At 62.8% G+C, this 19,525-nt stretch carries 16 protein-coding genes; 9 read left to right on the top strand and 7 right to left on the bottom strand.

Going from position 1 to position 19,525, the window contains the following annotated elements:
• Positions 1-66: 66 nt before the first annotated feature.
• From guaD to ASD00_RS07140, 3 genes are all read right to left on the bottom strand, one after another.
• Positions 67-1,383, bottom strand: coding sequence for a guanine deaminase (gene guaD / locus ASD00_RS07150; RefSeq protein WP_057205770.1), 1,317 nt, complete (start codon positions 1,381-1,383; stop codon positions 67-69).
• Positions 1,380-2,618 (bottom strand): urate hydroxylase PuuD, encoded by a 1,239-nt coding sequence (gene puuD / locus ASD00_RS07145; RefSeq protein WP_057205768.1) that lies wholly within the window; start codon positions 2,616-2,618, stop codon positions 1,380-1,382. Before puuD ends, guaD begins: the two co-directional genes overlap by 4 nt.
• Before the next feature lie 158 nt (positions 2,619-2,776).
• Positions 2,777-3,718 carry a LysR substrate-binding domain-containing protein gene (locus ASD00_RS07140; RefSeq protein WP_057205766.1) on the bottom strand — a complete coding sequence of 314 codons (942 nt, stop codon included), beginning with the start codon at positions 3,716-3,718 and terminating at the stop codon, positions 2,777-2,779.
• A 102-nt stretch (positions 3,719-3,820) separates the two neighbouring features.
• Between ASD00_RS07140 and ASD00_RS07135 the strand changes: the two genes are divergently transcribed.
• Positions 3,821-4,069: a hypothetical protein gene (locus ASD00_RS07135; protein WP_025428012.1), complete on the top strand. Its 249-nt coding sequence runs from the start codon at positions 3,821-3,823 to the stop codon at positions 4,067-4,069.
• A gap of 9 nt (positions 4,070-4,078) precedes the next feature.
• Here ASD00_RS07135 and xdhB read toward each other — a convergent pair whose 3' ends face one another.
• From xdhB to ASD00_RS07120, 3 genes are all read right to left on the bottom strand, one after another.
• Entirely contained in the window at positions 4,079-6,454 is a 2,376-nt protein-coding gene (gene xdhB, locus ASD00_RS07130) for a xanthine dehydrogenase molybdopterin binding subunit (protein WP_057205764.1), read from the bottom strand.
• Positions 6,455-6,456: 2 nt separating this feature from the next.
• Positions 6,457-7,947 carry a xanthine dehydrogenase small subunit gene (xdhA, locus tag ASD00_RS07125; RefSeq protein ID WP_057206133.1) on the bottom strand — a complete coding sequence of 497 codons (1,491 nt, stop codon included), beginning with the start codon at positions 7,945-7,947 and terminating at the stop codon, positions 6,457-6,459.
• Positions 7,948-8,065: 118 nt separating this feature from the next.
• A complete protein-coding gene (locus ASD00_RS07120; RefSeq protein WP_057205762.1) occupies positions 8,066-8,842 on the bottom strand; it encodes a 3-hydroxybutyrate dehydrogenase in 777 nt (258 codons plus the stop codon).
• A 264-nt stretch (positions 8,843-9,106) separates the two neighbouring features.
• Between ASD00_RS07120 and glpK the strand changes: the two genes are divergently transcribed.
• From glpK to sbmA, 5 genes are all read left to right on the top strand, one after another.
• Positions 9,107-10,594 carry a glycerol kinase GlpK gene (gene glpK / locus ASD00_RS07115; protein ID WP_025428008.1) on the top strand — a complete coding sequence of 496 codons (1,488 nt, stop codon included), beginning with the start codon at positions 9,107-9,109 and terminating at the stop codon, positions 10,592-10,594.
• 231 nt (positions 10,595-10,825) lie between these two features.
• Positions 10,826-11,884 (top strand): LLM class flavin-dependent oxidoreductase, encoded by a 1,059-nt coding sequence (locus tag ASD00_RS07110; RefSeq protein WP_025428007.1) that lies wholly within the window; start codon positions 10,826-10,828, stop codon positions 11,882-11,884.
• Between the two features lie 87 nt (positions 11,885-11,971).
• Positions 11,972-12,724 carry a type I methionyl aminopeptidase gene (gene map, locus ASD00_RS07105; RefSeq protein WP_025428006.1) on the top strand — a complete coding sequence of 251 codons (753 nt, stop codon included), beginning with the start codon at positions 11,972-11,974 and terminating at the stop codon, positions 12,722-12,724.
• A gap of 82 nt (positions 12,725-12,806) precedes the next feature.
• Positions 12,807-14,006 (top strand): MFS transporter, encoded by a 1,200-nt coding sequence (locus ASD00_RS07100; protein WP_164474986.1) that lies wholly within the window; start codon positions 12,807-12,809, stop codon positions 14,004-14,006.
• 152 nt (positions 14,007-14,158) lie between these two features.
• Positions 14,159-15,418 carry a peptide antibiotic transporter SbmA gene (gene sbmA / locus ASD00_RS07095; RefSeq protein ID WP_025428004.1) on the top strand — a complete coding sequence of 420 codons (1,260 nt, stop codon included), beginning with the start codon at positions 14,159-14,161 and terminating at the stop codon, positions 15,416-15,418.
• Positions 15,419-15,439: 21 nt separating this feature from the next.
• On the opposite strand, the gene ASD00_RS07090 is transcribed toward sbmA, so the two are convergent.
• Positions 15,440-16,459 (bottom strand): polysaccharide deacetylase, encoded by a 1,020-nt coding sequence (locus ASD00_RS07090; RefSeq protein ID WP_025428003.1) that lies wholly within the window; start codon positions 16,457-16,459, stop codon positions 15,440-15,442.
• A gap of 132 nt (positions 16,460-16,591) precedes the next feature.
• Here ASD00_RS07090 and ASD00_RS07085 point away from each other — a divergent pair, with 132 nt between their 5' ends.
• From ASD00_RS07085 to der, 3 genes are all read left to right on the top strand, one after another.
• Positions 16,592-17,179: an NnrU family protein gene (locus ASD00_RS07085; RefSeq protein ID WP_057205760.1), complete on the top strand. Its 588-nt coding sequence runs from the start codon at positions 16,592-16,594 to the stop codon at positions 17,177-17,179.
• 93 nt (positions 17,180-17,272) lie between these two features.
• The gene (locus ASD00_RS07080) at positions 17,273-17,941 is read left to right on the top strand and encodes a tetratricopeptide repeat protein (protein WP_057205758.1); all 669 of its coding nucleotides are present in this window, start codon (positions 17,273-17,275) and stop codon (positions 17,939-17,941) included.
• A 117-nt stretch (positions 17,942-18,058) separates the two neighbouring features.
• Complete coding sequence (gene der / locus ASD00_RS07075) at positions 18,059-19,489, top strand: ribosome biogenesis GTPase Der (protein WP_057205756.1); 1,431 nt, start codon at positions 18,059-18,061, stop codon at positions 19,487-19,489.
• Positions 19,490-19,525: the final 36 nt, after the last annotated feature.

Genomic DNA, 19,525 nt, shown 5'->3' with positions numbered 1-19,525 from the left:
AGGCTTGTTAATAGCGCGGACGCAAAGAGGTCAATTTTTTTGACCTCTTTGCCAATGACGGTGAAGTCAGGCAGCAGCGAGTGCCGCCTTGGCCGGTTTTCCCGCCACATAGGTCTCGACGATCGCGCGGTCGTCGCCCATGGTCTGGAGCAGGAAAAGTTCATCGGCGAGTGAGTTGACCACTTCGGCGCGCAGCGCCATCGCCGGTGTTGCCGCCATGTTGAGCACGATGAAGTCGGCGTCGGTGCCGGCCTCGAGCGTGCCGATGCGATCGACCAGCGACAGCGCCTCGGCGTTGCCGCGGGTCATCATGAAGAAGCTGTCGAACGGGTTCAGCCGCTCGCCCTGCAGTTGCAGGATCTTGTAGGCCTCGTCGAGCGTCTTCAGCATCGAATAGCTGGTGCCGCCGCCGATATCCGAGGCGACCGAGGTGCGTACCGGCTTTTCGCGCCGGTTGAGCGCCCGCAACGGGAAAAGGCCCGAGCCGAGGAAGAGGTTGGATGTCGGGCAGAAGACCGCGACCGATCCCGTCTCGTACATCACGTCCGCCTCGCGGTCTGAGAGGTGGATGCAGTGGCCGAACAGGCTCTTCGGCCCAAGCAGCCCATAACGGGCGTAGACGTCGGTATAATCGGTGGCTTCCGGATAGAGTTCGCAGGTAAAGGCGATCTCGTCGCGGTTTTCCGACAGATGTGTCTGGACATGCAGGTCGGGAAACTCATGCACCAGCGATTTTGCGACGTCCATCTGCTCCGGCGTCGAGGTGATGGCAAAGCGCGGAGTGATGGCGACATGGTTGCGGCCCTTGCCGTGCCAGTCGCGGATTACCGCGCGGGTCTCGTCGTAGCCCATCTGCGGCGTATCGAGCAGCCCCTGCGGGGCATTGCGGTCCATCATCACCTTGCCGGCGATCATGCGCATGTCGCGGCGTAGCGCCTCGGCGAAGAAGGCGTCGGCGGATGCCTTATGCACGGTGCAATAGGCGGCCGCCGTCGTCGTGCCGTGGCGGACCATTTCGTCGAAGAAACGGCTGGCGATGCGCTCGGCATGGGCGGTCTCGACGAAGCGGCACTCTTCCGGGAAGGTATAGGTGTTGAGCCATTCCAGCAGGTTGGCGGCGTAGGAGGCCATCACCTGCATCTGCGGGAAATGCAGATGCGTGTCGATGAAGCCCGGCACGATCAGGTGCGGGCGGTGATCGATCTCGACGATATCATCCGCTGCCTCGGCCTTCACAGTCGCGTAGGTGCCAGACGTTTTGATCCGGCCGTCTGCGACCAGCAGCGCGCCATCGCTTTCATAGGTGTAGGCGGCGCTGTCCTCGATTGCCATTGGCGCGCGGTGAAAGCTCAAGAGGCGACCGCGGATGAGCGTCGTTGTCATTGTGTCTTGCCTTCCTCGACGGCGCTTTCGAACCAGGCTGCCAGCAACTGGCGCTCGTCCGTCGTCATGTCGGTTATGTTGCCGGGCGGCATGGCATGGCTGCGCCCCGCCTGGATATAGATTTCGCGGGCGTGGGCGGCAATCTCCTGATCGCTCTCTAACACCACGCCCTTCGGCGGCCGGGCGATGCCCTCATAGACCGGTTCGGCTGCGTGGCACATGGAACAGCGGGTCGAGATCGCGTCCTTGACGGCGGGGAAATGCGCATTCTCCGCAAACCGGGCAAAGACCGGCGCGACCTCGGCTTTTTCTTCGCCGGTCAGCATCTTCGGCACGGTCGACAGCCACATGATCATGATGAAGAGGAGGACGGTGACGAGCCACGTCCAGGTAGGCCTACCCTTGCGGGCATGGGTCGTATTGAACCAGTGCCGGATGGTAACGCCCATCAGGAACACCAGCGCCGCGATGATCCAGTTGAAGGCGGTGGCAAAAGCCAGCGGATAGTGGTTCGACAGCATGAAGAAGATGACCGGCAGGGTCAGGTAGTTGTTGTGCAGCGAGCGCTGCTTGGCCTGGGCGCCGAGCTTCGGGTCGGGCGTGCGACCGGCGATCAGGTCGGCAACGACGATCTTCTGATTGGGGATGATGAGGAAGAAGACGTTGGCCGACATGATGGTGGCGGTGAAGGCGCCCAGATGCAGGAAGGCGGCGCGGCCGGTGAAGACCTGGGTATAACCCCAGGCCATGATCACCAGTGCCACATAGAGAAACGCCATCAGGCCCCAGGTGTTGTTGCCGAGCGGCGACTTGCAGAGCAGGTCATAGAAGACCCATCCGATGCCGAGCGAGGCGAGCGAGATCAGGATCGCGGACGTTGCCGAGATATCGAGCACGTGGCGATCGATCAGGAAAAGATCGGCACCGCCGTAATAGACCAGACAGAGCATGGCGAAGCCCGAAAGCCACGTCACGTAAGATTCCCATTTGAACCAGGTCAGGTGCTCGGGCATCGAGGCGGGAGCGACCAGATATTTCTGGATGTGGTAGAAGCCACCGCCATGCACCTGCCATTCCTCGCCGTAGGCTCCAACAGGCAGGTGGTCGCGCTTCACGAGACCGAGGTCGAGCGCGATGAAATAGAAGGATGAGCCGATCCAGGCGATGGCGGTGATGGCATGCAGCCAGCGCACAGCAAAGGCCAGCCATTCCCAGGCGATGGCGAACTCGTACATTCAGGTCCCCTTTATTCTCTCCGTCAGCGCACCTTGCGCAAAAACCGGGAGTTGGGGAAGGGGGCGAATGCGTCTCCGAGCGTGAATTGCCGCGATCGGGACGATTTCGGCGTGAATTCACCCGGAATGATAAACCTGATGGATTCTAATGGGTTACCCTAGATCGCGGAAGCCGCTTTGCGCTCTTCTACCCAATCGGCCCCGAACTGAACCGACGGGCAGAGTTCGCTGAGGATCCAGTCGCGGAAGATGCGGATCTTCGGGGTGTTGCGGCGCGCATGCGGGTAGGCCAGCCAGTAGTCGCAGCCGTCGCTGCAGCGCAGGTCGAAAGGCTGGTAGAGCCGGCCGAGCGCCACGTCGTCGCCATAGAATTCCGGCGTCAGGATCGCCACGCCCTGGCCGGCGACGGCCGCGCGCGCCTCGAAGGATTGCGCGCCGAGCCGGCTCGTCGGGCGACCCTCAAGGTCCGGATCGTCGACGCCGGCGGCCGAAAACCAGATCCGCCACCAGGGGTCTCCGGCATCGATGATCCTGAGCTTCAGGAGATCGCGCGGCTCGTGGATGCCGCCGACGGTTTCGGCAAGTGCCGGGCTCAGCATCGGGCTGAACTCGACGCGCATCAGCGGATGGGTGTCGAGGCCCGGCCAGACGCCGGCGCCGGAGCGGATGGCCAGATCCGTGGGCTCCTTGGCAAAATCGACGAGGTTGTCGTTGGTGTCCAGGCGCACGGCGATGGTGGGGTGGGCGAGCTGAAACGAGCCGATGTTGCGGGCGAGCCATTGCGAGGCGAAGGTCGGGGTCGAGCTGATCAGCAGCGTGCTGTCGATGTCGCCGCGCGCCGAGGAGACGGCCTCCTGCAGCATCTCGAAGGCTTCGGTGACCCGCGGCGCCAGCCGCTGGCCGACATCGGTGAGCGCGATCTGGCGCGGACGGCGCAGGAACAGCGGTTCGCCGACATTCTCCTCGATCAGCTTGACCTGGTAGCTGACGGCGGTCTGGGTCATGCCCAGCTCCTCGCCCGCCTTGGTAAAACTGCCGAGCCGGGCCACGGCCTCGAAGACCCGGAGCGCATTCAGCGGAAACTGCTTGGACATCTTCATGGATAAGTTCTCTTGATGCATGCAGACGGATGTTCGATTGGAACTCAATCCTCTTCCACGGCATCCTGCAAGTCAACTTCCCAAGACGAACAGGTGCTCAAAATGACTTGCGACGTTATCGAACATACTGAAAGAAAACCGCTTCTTTCGCTGGATGCGGTCGTGCGGCTCACGTCCACCCTGTTTGGCCGTGCCGTTGTCGCCAAGCCGGTGCTCGACGTCAATGCGCTGTCCGACCATATCAAAAGAGACATGGGTTTCATGGATGGCCGTGGCCCCTATGGGGACGATGTCGAGGCGCAGGCCGACGCGCACCGCCTCGTCAACATCGACGAGCTGCCCCGGATCTGACCGGAGCTCTCACACGCCGCGCGTCGAACGGGATGCGCGGCGTTGCCAAGACGATTGTCGAAGGCGTTCGACGGCCATCAGCACGCGCTCCGGCGTCGCCGGCGCATCAAGGCGCGGGCATTCGCGATAATCGGCAACGCTCGCCACCGCCATCGACAGCGCCTCGAGCACCGATATAGGCAACATGAAGGGCGGCTCGCCCACCGCCTTTGACCGCCCGATGGTCTTTTCCGCATTTTCCGACCACTCGGCCAGTTTGACGTTGAAGATCTTCGGCCGGTCGGAGGCGAGCGGGATCTTGTAGGTCGAAGGTGCGTGCGTGCGCAGTCGGCCCTTGTCGTCCCACCACAGCTCCTCCGTTGTCAGCCATCCCATGCCCTGGACGAAGCCGCCTTCGATCTGGCCAAGGTCGATCGCCGGATTGAGCGAGCGGCCGACATCGTGCAGCACGTCGACGCGATCGACCATGTATTCGCCGGTCAGCGTATCAACAGATACTTCCGACACCGAGGCGCCATAGGCGAAGTAGTAGAAGGGCGTTCCCCGTCCGGTCGCGCGGTCCCAATGGATTTTCGGCGTCTTGTAGAAGCCGGCGGCCGAAAGCTGCACGCGCGCCGTATAGGCAAGCTTGATGAATTCCGGGAAGGGTACCAGTTCTTCGCCGATCTTCACGTGATCGGGAACGAAAGTGACGTTTTCCGCCGTCGTCTGCCAGCGCTCGGCTGCAAAGGCGACGAGCCGTTCCTTGATCTGGCGCGCCGCATCGAAGGCGGCCATGCCATTGAGGTCGGAGCCGGACGATGCAGCGGTCGCCGAGGTGTTGGGGACCTTGCCGGTCGTGGTCGCGGTGATGCGCACGCGGTCGAGATCGACCTGGAAGCTGTCGGCGATCACCTGCGCGACCTTCACATAAAGGCCCTGGCCCATTTCCGTGCCGCCGTGGTTCAGGTGGATCGAGCCATCCTGATAGATGTGGACGAGGGCGCCCGCCTGGTTGAACGCGGTCATGGTGAAGGAGATGCCGAACTTCACCGGCGTCAGCGCGATGCCCTTGCGAATGACACGGCTCGCACGGTTGAATTCGACGATGGCCTTGCGGCGCGCCTGATAGTCGGCGTCGGCTTCAAGCTCGGCGACGATCCGGCCGATGATGTTGTCTTCGACCTGCTGGTGGTAGGGCGTGATATCCCGGCCCGAACCTTTTTCGCCGTAGAAATTGCGCTTGCGGATTTCGAGCGGATCCTTGCCGAGCGCGTAGGCGATCTCCTCGATCATGCGCTCGCCGCCGACCATGCCCTGCGGTCCGCCGAAGCCGCGATAGGCGGTGTTGGAGACTGTGTTCGTCTTCAGCGGCTGTGACGTCAACTTTACATGCGGGTAGAAATAGGAGCTGTCGGCGTGGAACAGCGCGCGGTCGGTCACCGGTCCGGAGAGATCGGAGGAATAGCCGCAGCGCGCCGCGTAATTGGCGTGAACGGCGTGGATGCGGCCTTCGTCGTCGAAGCCGACATCGTAGTCGACGAGGAAGTCGTGACGCTTGCCGGTGGCGGTCATGTCCTCGTCGCGGTCGGGGCGAAACTTGACCGCGCGGCCGAGCTTTTTCGCCGCCACGGCTGCAAGGGCTGCGAACTGGTTGCCCTGCGTTTCCTTGCCGCCGAAGCCGCCGCCCATGCGGCGCACATTGACCGTGACCGCATTGGAGGGAACGCCGAGCACGTGCGAGACCATGTGCTGGATTTCGCTTGGGTGCTGGGTCGACGACCAGACGGTGACCTCGTCGTCCTCGCCGGGAATGGCAAGGGCGATATGGCCTTCGAGGTAGAAGTGCTCCTGGCCGCCGATGCGCATCCGGCCCTTCAGCCGGCGCGGCGCCTTTTCCAGTTCAGCGTCGGCATCGCCCCGCTGCAAGGTCAGGGGCTGGGTGACGAGCTCGCCGCCATGGGCCACCGCATCGGTGATATCGGTGAAATGCGGCAGGTCGCGATAACTGATCTTCGCCAACCGGGCAGCGCGGCGGGCGATGTCGCGCGTCTCGGCGATGACGGCAAAGGCCGGCTGGCCGTGAAACTGCACGATGCCGTCGGCAAGCACTGGCTCGTCATGCAGATGGCTGGGGCTGATGTCGTTGGAATGCGGCATGTCCCTGGCCGTCAGGACGCAGACGACGCCGGCCGCCGCGGCGACGGCCGAGAGGTCCATGGCGGTGATTTCGGCGTGGGCGCGGTCGGTCATCCCCAGCGCACCGTGCAGCGTGCCCGCCGGTTCCGGCATGTCGTCGATGTAATCGGCGGTGCCGGTCACGTGCTTGTGGGCGCTGTCATGGCGCTGGTGCGAATGCATCTGCCCCTTGATCGCCTTGCGTTCTTCGAAGGTCGACTTGTCCATGATTACCTCTCTCCCGCCGCGTAGCGCACGAGCTCCGCCGGCTGGCCGCCACTTTCCAGGAAAAAGCGCATCAGCAGGTTCTTCGCCGCCAGCATGCGATAGGTGCTGGTGGCGCGCCAATCGCTCAAGGGCTGATAGTCGGCCTCGAAGGCTGCCTGAGCGGCGCGCACCGTTTCCTCGGTCCAGGGCTTGCCGATGAGCGCGGCCTCGACGGTTGCAGCGCGTTTCGGCGTGCCGGCCATGCCGCCAAAGGCGATGCGGGCGGTCTCTACCCGGTTGCCGTCAAGCGAAATGCGGAAGGCGCCGAGTAATGCGGAAATGTCCTCGTCGCGGCGCTTGGAGAGCTTGTAGGCCGCAAACAGCTCACCCGCCGGCAGCGCGGGCACGAAGACGCTCTCGACGAATTCGCCGGCTTTGCGGTCCTGCTTGCCGTAGGCGATGAAGAAATCTTCAAGCGGCAGCGTGCGCGTCCCTTCCGTCGAGCGCAGCGTGACAGTTGCCCCCAGCACGATCAGGGGCGGTGGACTGTCGCCGATCGGCGAACCGTTGGCGATGTTCCCGCCGATCGTGCCCATGTTGCGCACCTGTTCGCCGCCGATACGGTCGATCAACCGGCCGAAGGCTGGATAGGCTTTGCTGAGCGCTGCAAAGGCGGCTGAATAGCTGACGCCGGCACCAATGGTCAGGCCGCCGTCGCTTTCCTCGATGCGCTGCAGTTCGGCGATGCCGTTGATGAAGATGACGGGATCGATCGGACGCATCTGCTTGGTGACCCAGAGGCCGACATCGGTGGCGCCGGCAACCACCGTCGCGCCTTTGTGCTCGGCAAGAGCGGTCGCGAGGCCGGTGGCATCCGCCGGCACGATCAGACAGCTTTCACCGTGGCGGACGGTGATCGTTTTCTCGGGTTGAAGCGCCTTGAGGCGGGCGATGGTGGCCTCGCGCGCAGCCGTGATCGGATCGAAGATAGCAGAAGGCCGCGCGCTTGCGGCGGCCTCGGCCGCCTTGACGATCGGCTCGTAGCCGGTGCAGCGACAAAGGTTGCCTTGCAGCGCCTTTTCGATGTCGGCCCGGCTGGGATTGTCGTTCGAAAGCCAGAGGCCATAAAGCGACATGACGAAGCCGGGCGTGCAGAAGCCGCATTGTGAGCCATGGAAATCGACCATCGCCTGCTGCACGGGATGAAGCGTTCCATCCCTGGCGGCGAGATGCTCAACGGTGACCACATGGGTCGCATGCAACGATCCGACGAAGCGGATGCAGGCATTGACGCTTTCATAGACCAGCGTTTCGCCGGCGAGCCGGCCGACGAGCACGGTGCAGGCACCGCAATCGCCCTCCGCGCAGCCTTCCTTGGTTCCTGTCAGCCGGCGCTCAAGCCTGAGATAGTCGAGCAGGGTCGCGGTCGGCGCGACGTCGGAAAGCGCCACCTCGCTATCATTGAGGATGAAGCGAATGCTGTCGTCGTCCTTGCGTTCCCTAACCTTAGGCATGCCATTCATTCCTGCTGATGCATGGCCGCAAAAACCGGAAGCGTTCCCGGCGACGGACCATGCGCATTTTCATAGAGTTAGGGCGTCGTCCGCCTCGTCTCAATGGACGGGCGGCTCTCTATTGCGCCGTCCAGCCGCCGTCCATGGAAACATGCGTGCCGGTGATCTGCGCCGCATCATCGCTTGCGAGATAGACGGCGAGCGACGCTACCTGCTCGACGGTGATGAATTTCTTGGTCGGCTGGCCCTTGAGCATTACGTCGTTGATGACCTGCTCTTCGGTGATGCCGCGGGTGCGGGCCTGATCCGGGATCTGCTTTTCGACCAGCGGGGTCAACACATAACCCGGGCAGATCGAATTGGCGGTGATGCCATTTTCCGCAACTTCGAGCGCGACGGTCTTTGTCAGCCCCATGATGCCGTGCTTGGCGGCGACATAGGCCGATTTGAACGGCGAGGCGACGAGCCCGTGGGCAGAGGCGATGTTGACGATGCGGCCCCAGCCGTTTGCCTTCATGCCGGGCAGGGCGGCGCGAATGGTATGGAAAGAGGAGGAGAGGTTGATGGCGATGATCCGGTCCCATTGCTCGACCGGGAAATCCTCGACCTTCTCGACATATTGAACGCCGGCATTGTTGACCAGAATGTCGACGCTGCCGAAGCGTTTTACCGCCGTTGCCATCAGGTCGGCGATCTCGTCCGGCTTCGTCATGTCGGCCGGGTGATAGATGACCGTTCCCGTGGTGAGCGCCCCGACTTCGTCCGTCGCAGCCTTGATTTCGTCCGGCGTGCCGAAGCCGTTCAAGACGATGTTGGCGCCGCCCTTGGCAAAAGCCTTGGCAATGGCAAGGCCGATGCCGCTCGTCGAACCGGTGATGACCGCAGTTCTCGTCATTCCTGATCTCTCCCTTTGCAGCGCCGCTGATCTTGCCCGTTTTTTGCGGCGCAACAGCGTCAACCTACGCGTAAAACCGCTGAGGTGACAATTGTGTTTTTCAGGCCGCCGACGCAGAGTTGCGGCGGGAGGCCTTGTCACGATTTCTTGCGTTTTGTTTTCGTTTGACATTCGTTTTGCCATCGTATTGAAGTTTTTCGAAATGGACGCCACGCCCAAGAGGAAGGGCGTCGAGACACGTGATGTGAGGCCGGGGAGGGGCATATGGGCGGATATATTCTCGCGATCGATCAGGGCACGACATCGAGCCGGGCGATCGTCTTCGACGGCAAGCAGCAGGTAGCAGGCCTCGACCAGAAGGAATTCAGGCAGCACTTTCCGAAATCCGGCTGGGTCGAGCACGATCCGGAGGAAATCTGGGATAGCGTCGTCGTCACCGTCAACGAGGCGATCAGGAAGGCGGGGATCTCCCCAAGCGATATCGCCGGCATCGGCATCACCAACCAGCGCGAAACGGTGGTGGTCTGGGATCGCGAAACCGGCAAGCCGATCCACAACGCCATCGTCTGGCAGGACCGCCGCACATCAGCCTATTGCGACAAGCTGAAGAAACAGGGTCTCGAAAAGACCTTCACCAAGAAGACCGGTTTGCTGCTCGATCCCTATTTCTCCGGCACCAAACTCAACTGGCTGCTGTCGAATGTGAAGGGCGCCCAGGCCAGAGCTGCCAAGGGCGAGCTTTGCTTCGGCACGATCGATACTTTCCTGATCTGGCGGCTGACAGGCGGAAAGTCCTTCGTCACCGATGCGACCAACGCCTCGCGCACGCTGCTCTACAACATCGCCGACAATGCCTGGGACGACGAGTTGCTCGACATCCTGCGCGTTCCCCGCGCCATGTTGCCGGAGGTGAAGGACTGCGCCGCCGATTTCGGCGTCACCGACAAGGAGCGCTTCGGCACGGCGATCCCGATCCTCGGTGTTGCCGGCGACCAGCAGGCCGCCACCATCGGCCAGGCCTGCTTCAAGCCGGGCATGCTGAAATCGACCTACGGCACGGGCTGCTTCGCATTGCTCAACACCGGCAAGGACATGGTGCGCTCGAAGAACCGGCTGCTCACCACCATTGCCTACCGGCTGGATGGCGAAACCACCTATGCGCTCGAAGGCTCGATCTTCGTTGCCGGCGCGGCGGTGCAGTGGCTGCGCGACGGCCTGAAGGTCATCAAGGCGGCTCCGGACACCGGCACGCTTGCCGAAGGCGCCGACCCGTCGCAGGAGGTTTACCTCGTCCCGGCCTTCACCGGTCTCGGTGCGCCGCATTGGGATCCCGACGCTCGCGGCGCGATCTTCGGCATGACCCGCAACACCGGGCCCGCCGAGTTTGCGCGTGCCGCGCTCGAAGCGGTCTGCTACCAGACGCGCGATCTGCTCGAAGCCATGCACAAGGACTGGCGCAGCAACGGCAAGGAAACCGTGTTGCGCGTCGACGGCGGCATGGTCGTCTCGGACTGGACGATGCAGCGGCTTTCCGACCTCCTCGATGCGCCGGTCGACCGGCCGACCATCCTCGAGACGACGGCGCTCGGCGTTGCCTGGCTCGCCGGCAGCCGCGCCGGCGTCTGGCCGAAGCAGGAGGAGTTCGCCAAGTCCTGGGCGCGCGATCGCCGTTTCGAGCCGGCGATGGACGAAGCGACGCGCAAGACGAAGCTCAAGGGCTGGCGCAATGCGGTCAAGCGCACGCTGACCTAGAGCATTTCCAGGAAAAGTGCGAAGCGGTTTTCCGTCAGGAAATGCGTAAAAACAAGGAGATAGAGCGTTTCTGCGACTCCGCTTAAACCGGAAACGCTCTCGCCCCGGACCCTTGGCTTGATCCAAGCGCCGTTTGGCATCATCCGGGAAACACAGTGTTTCCCGGACGCGCATTTGCTGCTTTCGCCGGGGCCAACTATCTGTCGGTAGAACAACGATAGGATGGGCATCATGGAACTCGGGCTTTACACATTTGCGGATGTCGATCCGAACGCTGCCGACAAGGGCCGGGAAGGCCAGCGTCGGCTTGCCAATTTGCTGGAAGAGATCGAACTGGCAGATCAGGTCGGCCTCGATGTCTTTGGCCTTGGCGAACATCACCGCCCTGATTATGCAGCCTCGGCACCAGCCGTCATCCTTGCGGCAGCCGCCGCGAGGACGAAGACCATAAGGCTGACGAGTGCCGTGACGGTGCTGAGCTCGGACGACCCTGTGCGCGTGTTCCAGCAGTTTTCGACGCTCGACCTTCTCTCCAACGGCCGGGCCGAAATCATGGCCGGGCGCGGCTCGTTCATCGAGTCCTTCCCGCTCTTCGGTCAGTCGCTCGACGATTACGACCAGCTCTTTGCCGAAAAGCTCGACCTGTTGATGGCGCTGCGCGAAGCGGAAAAGGTCTCCTGGGCGGGCGAGATGCGCCCTGCGATCAGCGATCGCGGCGTCTATCCGCGTCCGCTGCAGGAGGTGCTGCCGCTGTGGATCGCCGTCGGCGGCACGCCGCAGTCGGTTGCCCGTGCCGGTGCCCTCGGGCTGCCGGTGGCACTTGCGATCATCGGCGGAGAGCCGCGCCGGTTCGCTCCGCTGTTCGATCTTTATCGCGAGGCCGCCCGTCGTGCCGGCCAGGATCCGGCAAAGCTGAAGACCAGCATCAATGTCCATGGCTTCATCGCCGATACGACCGATCTTGCCGCTGACCAGTTTTATCGCCCGCAGGCCGAGGTGATGAACCGCATCGGCCGGGAGCGCGGCTGGGGGCCGACGAACCGGGCGCATTTCGACCAGGCGCGCAGCCCTGCCGGCAATCTCTTCCTCGGCGACCCCGAAACCGTGGCGGAGAAGATCGTCGAGAACTGGAAGCTCTTCCGCAACGACCGCTTCCTGCTGCAGATGGCGATCGGCCCGATGCCGCATGCCCAGATCATGCGCGGCATCGAACTCTACGGCACCAAGGTCGCGCCGCTGGTGCGCAAGGCGCTTGCCGAGCAGGGGGCCGGACAGACCGTTTCGGCCTGAGCCGCCACAGGCCGTTCATGTCTCGCTTGTCGGCGCTGGAAAATCCGGCGCCGACCGGCTACATGTGGGCACGAAAGCGAGACACGGATGACCCTCAACAACGAAGAAGATCTGCTGCGGCTGAAGGAAATCGGCCGCATCTGCGCCAATGCGCTGCAGGCTATGGGCGAAGCGCTCGAGCCGGGCATCACCACGGCGGAACTGGATGCCATCGGCCGCAAGGTGCTGGAAGAGGCAGGTGCGCGCTCTGCGCCGGAACTCTGCTACCAGTTTCCGGGCGCCACCTGCATCAGCGTCAACGAGGAAATCGCCCACGGCATCCCCGGCAGCCGCATCATCCGCGCCGGCGATCTCGTCAATATCGACGTTTCGGCTGAGAAAGACGGCATCTTCGCCGACACCGGCGCTTCCTTTCCGGTGCCGCCGGTCTCGGCAGCCATCGACCGCCTCTGCCGTGACGGCAAGCGGGCGATGTGGGTCGGCCTCAAGCAAGTGCGTCCGGACCAGTCGCTTGCAGCGATCGGCAATGCGATCGGCGATTTCGCCCGCAAGAACCGCTATTCGCTGGTCACCAACCTTGCCAGCCACGGCATCGGCCGCTCGCTGCACGAGGAGCCGAAGGAGATCGCGACCTGGCCGGATCCGAGCGAGCGGCGGCGCATGACCGACGGTATGGTCTTTACCGTCGAGCCGTTCCTCTCGATGGGCGCGGACTGGGCCGAGAGCGGCGACAAGGACGACTGGACGCTCTACAGCGAACCGCGGGCACCGACCGTGCAATATGAGCACACGGTCGTCGTCACGCGCGGCGGTCCGTTGGTGGTGACGCTGCCCGGCTGACGGGCCATCGTTCGATTCCTTCAATAGGACATTCAATTATAGTGATTTGTGGTGTTCGTTTTGCAGTGCAATAAAACTGCTTATGACCACGATCGACAGACCACATCACGCAAGCCTCGCCTCCACCGCTACCGCCGGCGCCATTGCCATGGCGGTCGCCATGGGCTTCGGCCGCTTCTCCTACACGCCGATCCTGCCGGCGATGATGACGGACCTCGGCCTATCGCCGGCGGATGCCGGCCTCATCGCCTCGGCCAATTTCGTCGGCTATCTCGCCGGCGCCGTGCTTGGCGCTTACGGCTGGGCGCATGGGCAGGAGCGAAGGATCGGGCTTGCTTCGCTCGCGGCAACCACACTGCTGCTGGCGGCGATGGGCCTGACGTCCTCGGTCTTGGTGCTCAGTCTCATCCGCTTTCTCGCCGGCGTTGCCAGCGCGTTTTCGATGATCTTCATCTCCGGCATCGTCCTTGGTCACGGGCTGTTGGCGCGGTCTGAACATGTGCCGGCCATGCATTTCGGCGGCGTCGGGCTCGGCATCGTCTTCTCCTCGCTCTGCGTCTGGTTGGCACCTCTCGCTGGCGCCGCCGGGCTTTCAGCGTCGCAAGCCGACTGGTTCACCGGCGCTCTTGTCGCGCTTGTCGGCACGGTCGTCGTCGCTCTGATGCTGCCGGCCGGTCCCGTCTCCGGCAACGGCGCCGCACGTGAAAAGCCGCTGACCTGGACCCGCCCCCTGACGGTGGTGACGCTGACCTATGGGTTGTTCGGCTTCGGTTACGTGATCACGGCCACGTTCCTGGTGGCCATGGCCCGCGACGCGAGCGGCGGCCACAGCATCGAGTTCCTTGCCTGGCTGTTGACGGGCCTAAGTGCAGCGCTGTCGGTCTATCTCTGGCGCTTCGCCGTGCCGCGCTTCGGGCTTGCCGGTGTTTACGCGATCGGTCTTCTGGCCGAGGCTGTCGGCCTTGTGCTCACCGTCAGCCTGCCGCTGCCCTATGCGCCGCTTGCCGGTGGCCTGATGCTGGGCGCCACCTTCATGATGATCACCGCCTACGGCCTGCAGATCGGCCGGCATCTGGCGCCGGAAAGTCCGCGCAAGGCACTGGCGCTGATGACGGCGGCCTTCGGTATCGGCCAGATCATCGGTCCGGTGGTTGCCGGCTGGTTGGCCCAGCGCACCGGCAGCTTTGCAGCGCCGACCTTGATCGCGGCCGCGGTGCTGTTCGTCTGCGGCGGGGTGATCGTTGCCGAACTCAGGCGGATCGCAGCGGCGCTGCCGCGCTGAGCGGCGGCGGGAAGGTTGCGCCGCTTGCCGTAACACATGATGAAATAACGGTAACGTTCATATTACCTGATTGTTGAAAAAGGTGCTTTGCCCTAGTTTCGGCGCTTCGAGAGGCGAGTTGTTCTCCTCCCCCGAAACGAGAGTGCCGTACTTTGTTCCTATCTTTCTTCCCGAAGCCGAAGCTCTTTTTCATTTCCTTTGTCGTCTGGTCGCTTGTCGCCATCGCCTTTTGGTATGGTGAAGGCGAGCAGTTGGGTGCAGTCTTCGGAATGCCGCCCTTGCCCTCGGATGCGCCGCCGATCACCGGGATTTCTGCCTTCTGGTCGCCCGCCTTCCTCTGGTTCTATCTCTACTTCGGGCTGGTCGTCGGGCTGTTCGCAGCATTCTGGTATGTCTATTCGCCACATCCCTGGCAGAACTGGTCGATCCTCGGCTCAGCCCTCATTCTTTTCGTCACCTATTTCCAGGTGCAGGTGAGCGTCGCGATCAACAATTGGTACGGGCCGTTCTGGGATCTGATTCAGGCGATCGTCTCGAAGACGAAGGTGGTGACCGCGGCAGAGTTCTACGGAGAAATCGCCGTCTTCCTCGGTATCGCCTTGGTCGCTGTCGCTGTCGCGGTCATGACCCGCTTCTTCGTCAGCCACTATATCTTCCGCTGGCGCACGGCGATGAACGAGTACTACATGGCCCACTGGGGCAAGCTGCGTCGTATCGAAGGTGCTTCGCAGCGTGTCCAGGAAGACACAATGCGCTTCTCCACGACGGTGGAGGGCCTCGGCGTCAGCCTGATCGACAGCGTGATGACGCTGATTGCGTTTACGCCGGTATTGATCCGGCTTTCGGCCAATGTCACCGAACTGCCGATCGTCGGTGACATTCCCTATCCGCTGGTTACGGCCGCTGTGCTTTGGTCGCTGTTCGGCACGGTGTTCCTGGCGCTCGTCGGCATTAAGCTGCCGGGCCTCGAGTTCCGCAACCAGCGTGTGGAAGCGGCCTACCGCAAGGAACTGGTCTATGGTGAGGACCACGCCGATCGCGCTCAGCCGCCGACGGTCGCCGATCTCTTCGAAAACGTTCGCCGGAACTATTTCCGGCTCTATTTCCACTATCTCTACTTCAACATCGCCCGCATTTTCTATTTGCAGATCAACGGCATCTTCTCGTTGCTGATCCTGGCGCCGTCGATCATCGCCGGCAAGATCACACTCGGCGCGTTGAACCAGATCTCGGGTGCCTTCGGGCAGGTGACGTCGTCGTTTCAGTACCTGGTTTCATCCTGGCCGACGATTGTCGAACTGCTTTCGATCTACAAGCGTCTGCGCGCCTTCGAAGCGGCAATCGACGATGAGCCCCTGCCGGAAATCGAGCAGAAGTTCATCGCGGTTGGTGGCGAGGAAGAACTGGCCTAAGCTGGGCCAGGAGAGGACCAATCAGAAGGCGGAGCGATCCGCCTTCTTTTTTGCCTGCTCGATCATCGGCAGCGCCTGGGCGTAGCTGACGCAGGCGACATCAGGCTTGCTGCAGACCTCGGTCAGCAGCCGGTCGAGCGCGCGCCAGTAGGCGCCGCCATTCATCTCGACGAAATGGAAGCCGAGCTGCAGCGGGATGCGGTTGCCGGCATATTCCTTGTCGAAGGCTTGTCTGTAGGCCTCGTAGGTGCGCGCTTCGAAGGTGGCGCTGTCCTTCTTGTTTTCGATACCCATGGAATGGCGCACGAACAGATTGTAGTCCATGCCGATCACCGGCCGCTTGGACGGCCCTTCCGGGATCAGCGGCAGGCCGAAGCGCGGCAGACCGTCCTTCTCCATCGGCCAGCCCGGCCCCTTGGTCACCAGGCTCGCGTCATAGGTAAAGACCGATGCCTTCAGGGCTGGCAGCAGGCCGTCGCTCAGCGACAGGTAGGGCGCACGGAAACCCTTGATGCCGGTGCGGGCAAATTCCGCCCAGCCTTGCGGCTCGGCATCCGGCCTGTCGGCCTTCTTCCAGGCATCGCGCAGGGCGATGTCGAATGTCGAGAATTCGCTTTGCCAATCGGCCTTCGTCCAGCCCTTGCCGTCGAAATGGCCGCAGGCGTGGCTGGCAATGTCGTGACCGTCGAGATGGGCCTGCCAGATGTGACCGGCGCGGGCCGCGATTTCCTCTCGGCTCTGGGCAAAGCCGACATTGGAACGACCCGGTTTCAGCCCCGGCGGTCTGTAGCTCTGCTTGCCGTCGGCGCGCGTCATCAGGAACGTGCAGGAGAGGAAATAGGTGAAATGCGCATTGGTGCGCTTGGCCATCGCCAGGCTTTTCTCCCACAGCGCGTTGTCATGCGCCCCATCGAAAGACACGATGACGAGCTGCTTGTCCTTGGCAGGAACGGTCGGTGCGGCCATATCGGGCGTGGGTTCGGCAGCCGCGACGAGGGCAGGGCAAAGGGCGAGGGAAAGGGCAATAAATGTTCGGATCATGATATCTGCGACGATTTGCGTATGCCGTCCCTTTATCCAGGAATGCGGCAATCCTTTGATCTGTCTGGAAATTTCTGTGCACTCCGGCTATGTCGATAGCCGACAGAACAATAATGAAGGACGGGTGACGACATGGCGCTACTGATATTGGGTATCGTGATCTTCTTGGGCATCCATCTCGTTCGCAGCTTTGCACCCGGCCTGCGCGCATCGGTGATATCGAGCAGCGGCACCGGCGCCTGGCATGCGATCCACGGTATCTGTGCGCTTGTTGGCCTCGGTCTGATTGCCTATGGCTTCGATCAGGCGCGCGCCACCACCGGCATGCTCTATACGCCCCCGGTCTTTCTTGCACACATCGCGCTGACCCTGATGCTGATCGCCAGCATCTGTCTTGTGGCCGCCTATCTGCCCCCGGGCAAGATCCGCGCGGCCACAAAACATCCGGCGATCCTCGCAATCAAGATCTGGGCACTTGCCCACCTGCTTGCCAATGGCGAGACGTCGTCGGTGCTGCTCTTCGGCACCTTCCTCGTCTGGGCGGTGATCCTGCGCATTTCGATGAAAAAGCGCTGGCGCGCCGGCGAAATCACCTATCCGGCGTTCGTTTCCTATCGCTACGACCTCATCGCCATCGTGCTTGGTGCGGCCCTTTATGGCGTGATTGTGTGGAAGTTGCACGAACTGGTGATCGGTGTTTCGCCTATGGTTGTCGGCTAAATAACGCGCGCCCCCTTACAACAGCCGCAAAATCGGGTAGAAGGCGCAAAATCCTAATAGCGTGCAGGGAAGGCCGAGAGGCCGGGGCAATCGATGGCGAACCAAGACGACAGCTTTATCCGCGAGGTGAATGAAGAACTGCGTTCGGACCAGATGAAGAACATCTGGGCCCGTTTCGGCAGCGTCATCGTGGCGATTGCCGTGCTCATCGTTCTCGGAACCATCGGCAAGGTCGGCTACGACTACTGGCGTGACAACGCGTCGTCGAAGTCCGGCGACGAGTTCCTCCAGGCGCTGAACCTCGCCAAGGAAAACAAGGCCGACGAGGCGCTGGCCGCCCTCAACAACTTGCAGAAGGACGGCTATGGCGCCTATCCGGTGCTGGCTCGCCTTCGTGCGGCGACGCTGCAGGCCGAGAAGGGCGAGACCGATGCCGCCATCAAGGCGTTCTCGGAGATCGGCAAAGACACCAGCCTGCCTGAGGCGCTTCGCGACGCCGCCCGCCTGCGCGCCGCCTATCTGCTGGTCGATACCGGCACCTATGACCAGGTTTCGGCCGAAGTCGAACAACTGGCCGTGCCGCAGAACAATATGCGCCACTCGGCCCGTGAGGCGCTTGGCCTTGCTGCCTACAAGGCCGGCGATACCGCCAAGGCGAAGAGCTGGTTCCAACAGATCGTCGATGATCCCCAGAGCCCGCGCAATGTTGCAGGCCGGGCGCAGATGCTGCTCGACGTGATTGCCGCGAGCGGCAAAGCCTAAGCGCATATCCCTGAGGGCCGGCACCGGCCTTTGGAAAGGATATGTTGATTTTCAAAGTGTTGGAGCGCTGTATGTCTTGACGACGTGCAGCGCTTCAGGACGGAAACGGATACGTTCATGAGTTTCACCGTCGCCATCATCGGGCGCCCCAATGTCGGCAAGTCCACCTTGTTCAATCGTCTGGTTGGCAAGAAGCTGGCGCTCGTCGACGATACGCCGGGTGTCACCCGTGACCGCCGTCCGGGCGATGCCAAGCTCATCGACCTGCGCTTCCGCATCATCGATACCGCCGGCCTGGAACAGTCCGCACCCGACAGCCTTCAGGGCCGCATGTGGGCGCAGACCGAAGCCGCGATCGACGAGGCCGACCTGTCGCTGTTCGTGGTCGACGCCAAGGGGGGCCTGACGCCGGCAGACAACACACTTGCCGAGATGCTGCGTCGGCGCGGCAAGCCGGTCGTGCTCGTCGCCAACAAGTCCGAAGCCCGCGGTTCCGACGGCGGCTTCTATGACGCCTTCACGCTCGGTCTCGGCGATCCTTGCCCGATCTCGGCCGAACATGGCCAAGGCATGCTCGACCTGCGCGACGCGATCGTTGCTGCGATCGGCGAAGACCGTGCCTATCCGCCGGAAGACGACGTCGCCGAAACCGACATCGACCTGCGTCCTACCACCGGCGAAGCGGCGGAAGAGGACGACGAGGCCGAGCCTGCCTATGACGAGACCAAGCCGCTGCGCGTGGCGATCGTCGGCCGGCCGAATGCCGGCAAGTCGACACTGATCAACCGCTTCCTCGGCGAAGACCGGCTTTTGACCGGGCCGGAAGCCGGCATCACCCGTGATTCGATCTCGGTCGAATGGGACTGGCGCGGCCGCACCATCAAGATGTTCGACACCGCCGGCATGCGTCGCAAGGCCAGGGTGCAGGAGAAGCTGGAGAAGCTTTCGGTCGCCGATGCGCTGCGCGCCATCCGCTTTGCCGAAACGGTGGTCATCGTCTTCGACGCGACCATTCCGTTCGAAAAGCAGGACCTGCAGATCGTCGATCTCATCATTCGCGAAGGCCGGGCCGCCGTGCTTGCCTTCAACAAATGGGATCTGGTCGAGGACTGGCAGGCCGTACTTGCCGATCTTCGCGAAAAGACCGAGCGGCTGTTGCCGCAGGCGCGCGGCATTCGCGCCATACCGATCTCCGGCCATACCGGCTACGGCCTCGACCGCCTGATGCAGGCGATCATCGACACCGACAAGACCTGGAACCGTCGCATCTCGACGGCGCGTCTCAACCGCTGGCTCGATTCCCAGCAGGTGCAGCATCCGCCACCGGCCGTGTCCGGCCGCCGGCTGAAACTGAAATACATGACGCAGGTGAAGGCCCGCCCGCCGGGCTTCATGATCTCGTGCACGCGGCCCGACGCGCTGCCGGAATCCTATACCCGCTACTTGATCAATGGCTTGCGCAACGATTTCGACCTGCCGGGCGTGCCGATCCGCATCCACTATCGCGCGTCGGAGAATCCCTTCGAGAACAAGCGCAAGAAGCGCTGAGCCATCGGCGGCAGCGTCTGTGTCTTTGCAGCCCCT

Origin of the sequence: Ensifer sp. Root31, assembly GCF_001424825.1 — a bacterium.
GTDB lineage: Bacteria > Pseudomonadota > Alphaproteobacteria > Rhizobiales > Rhizobiaceae > Ensifer > Ensifer canadensis.
Note: the sequence above shows the minus strand (reverse complement) of the source record. Positions and strands in the feature narration are given on the sequence as shown.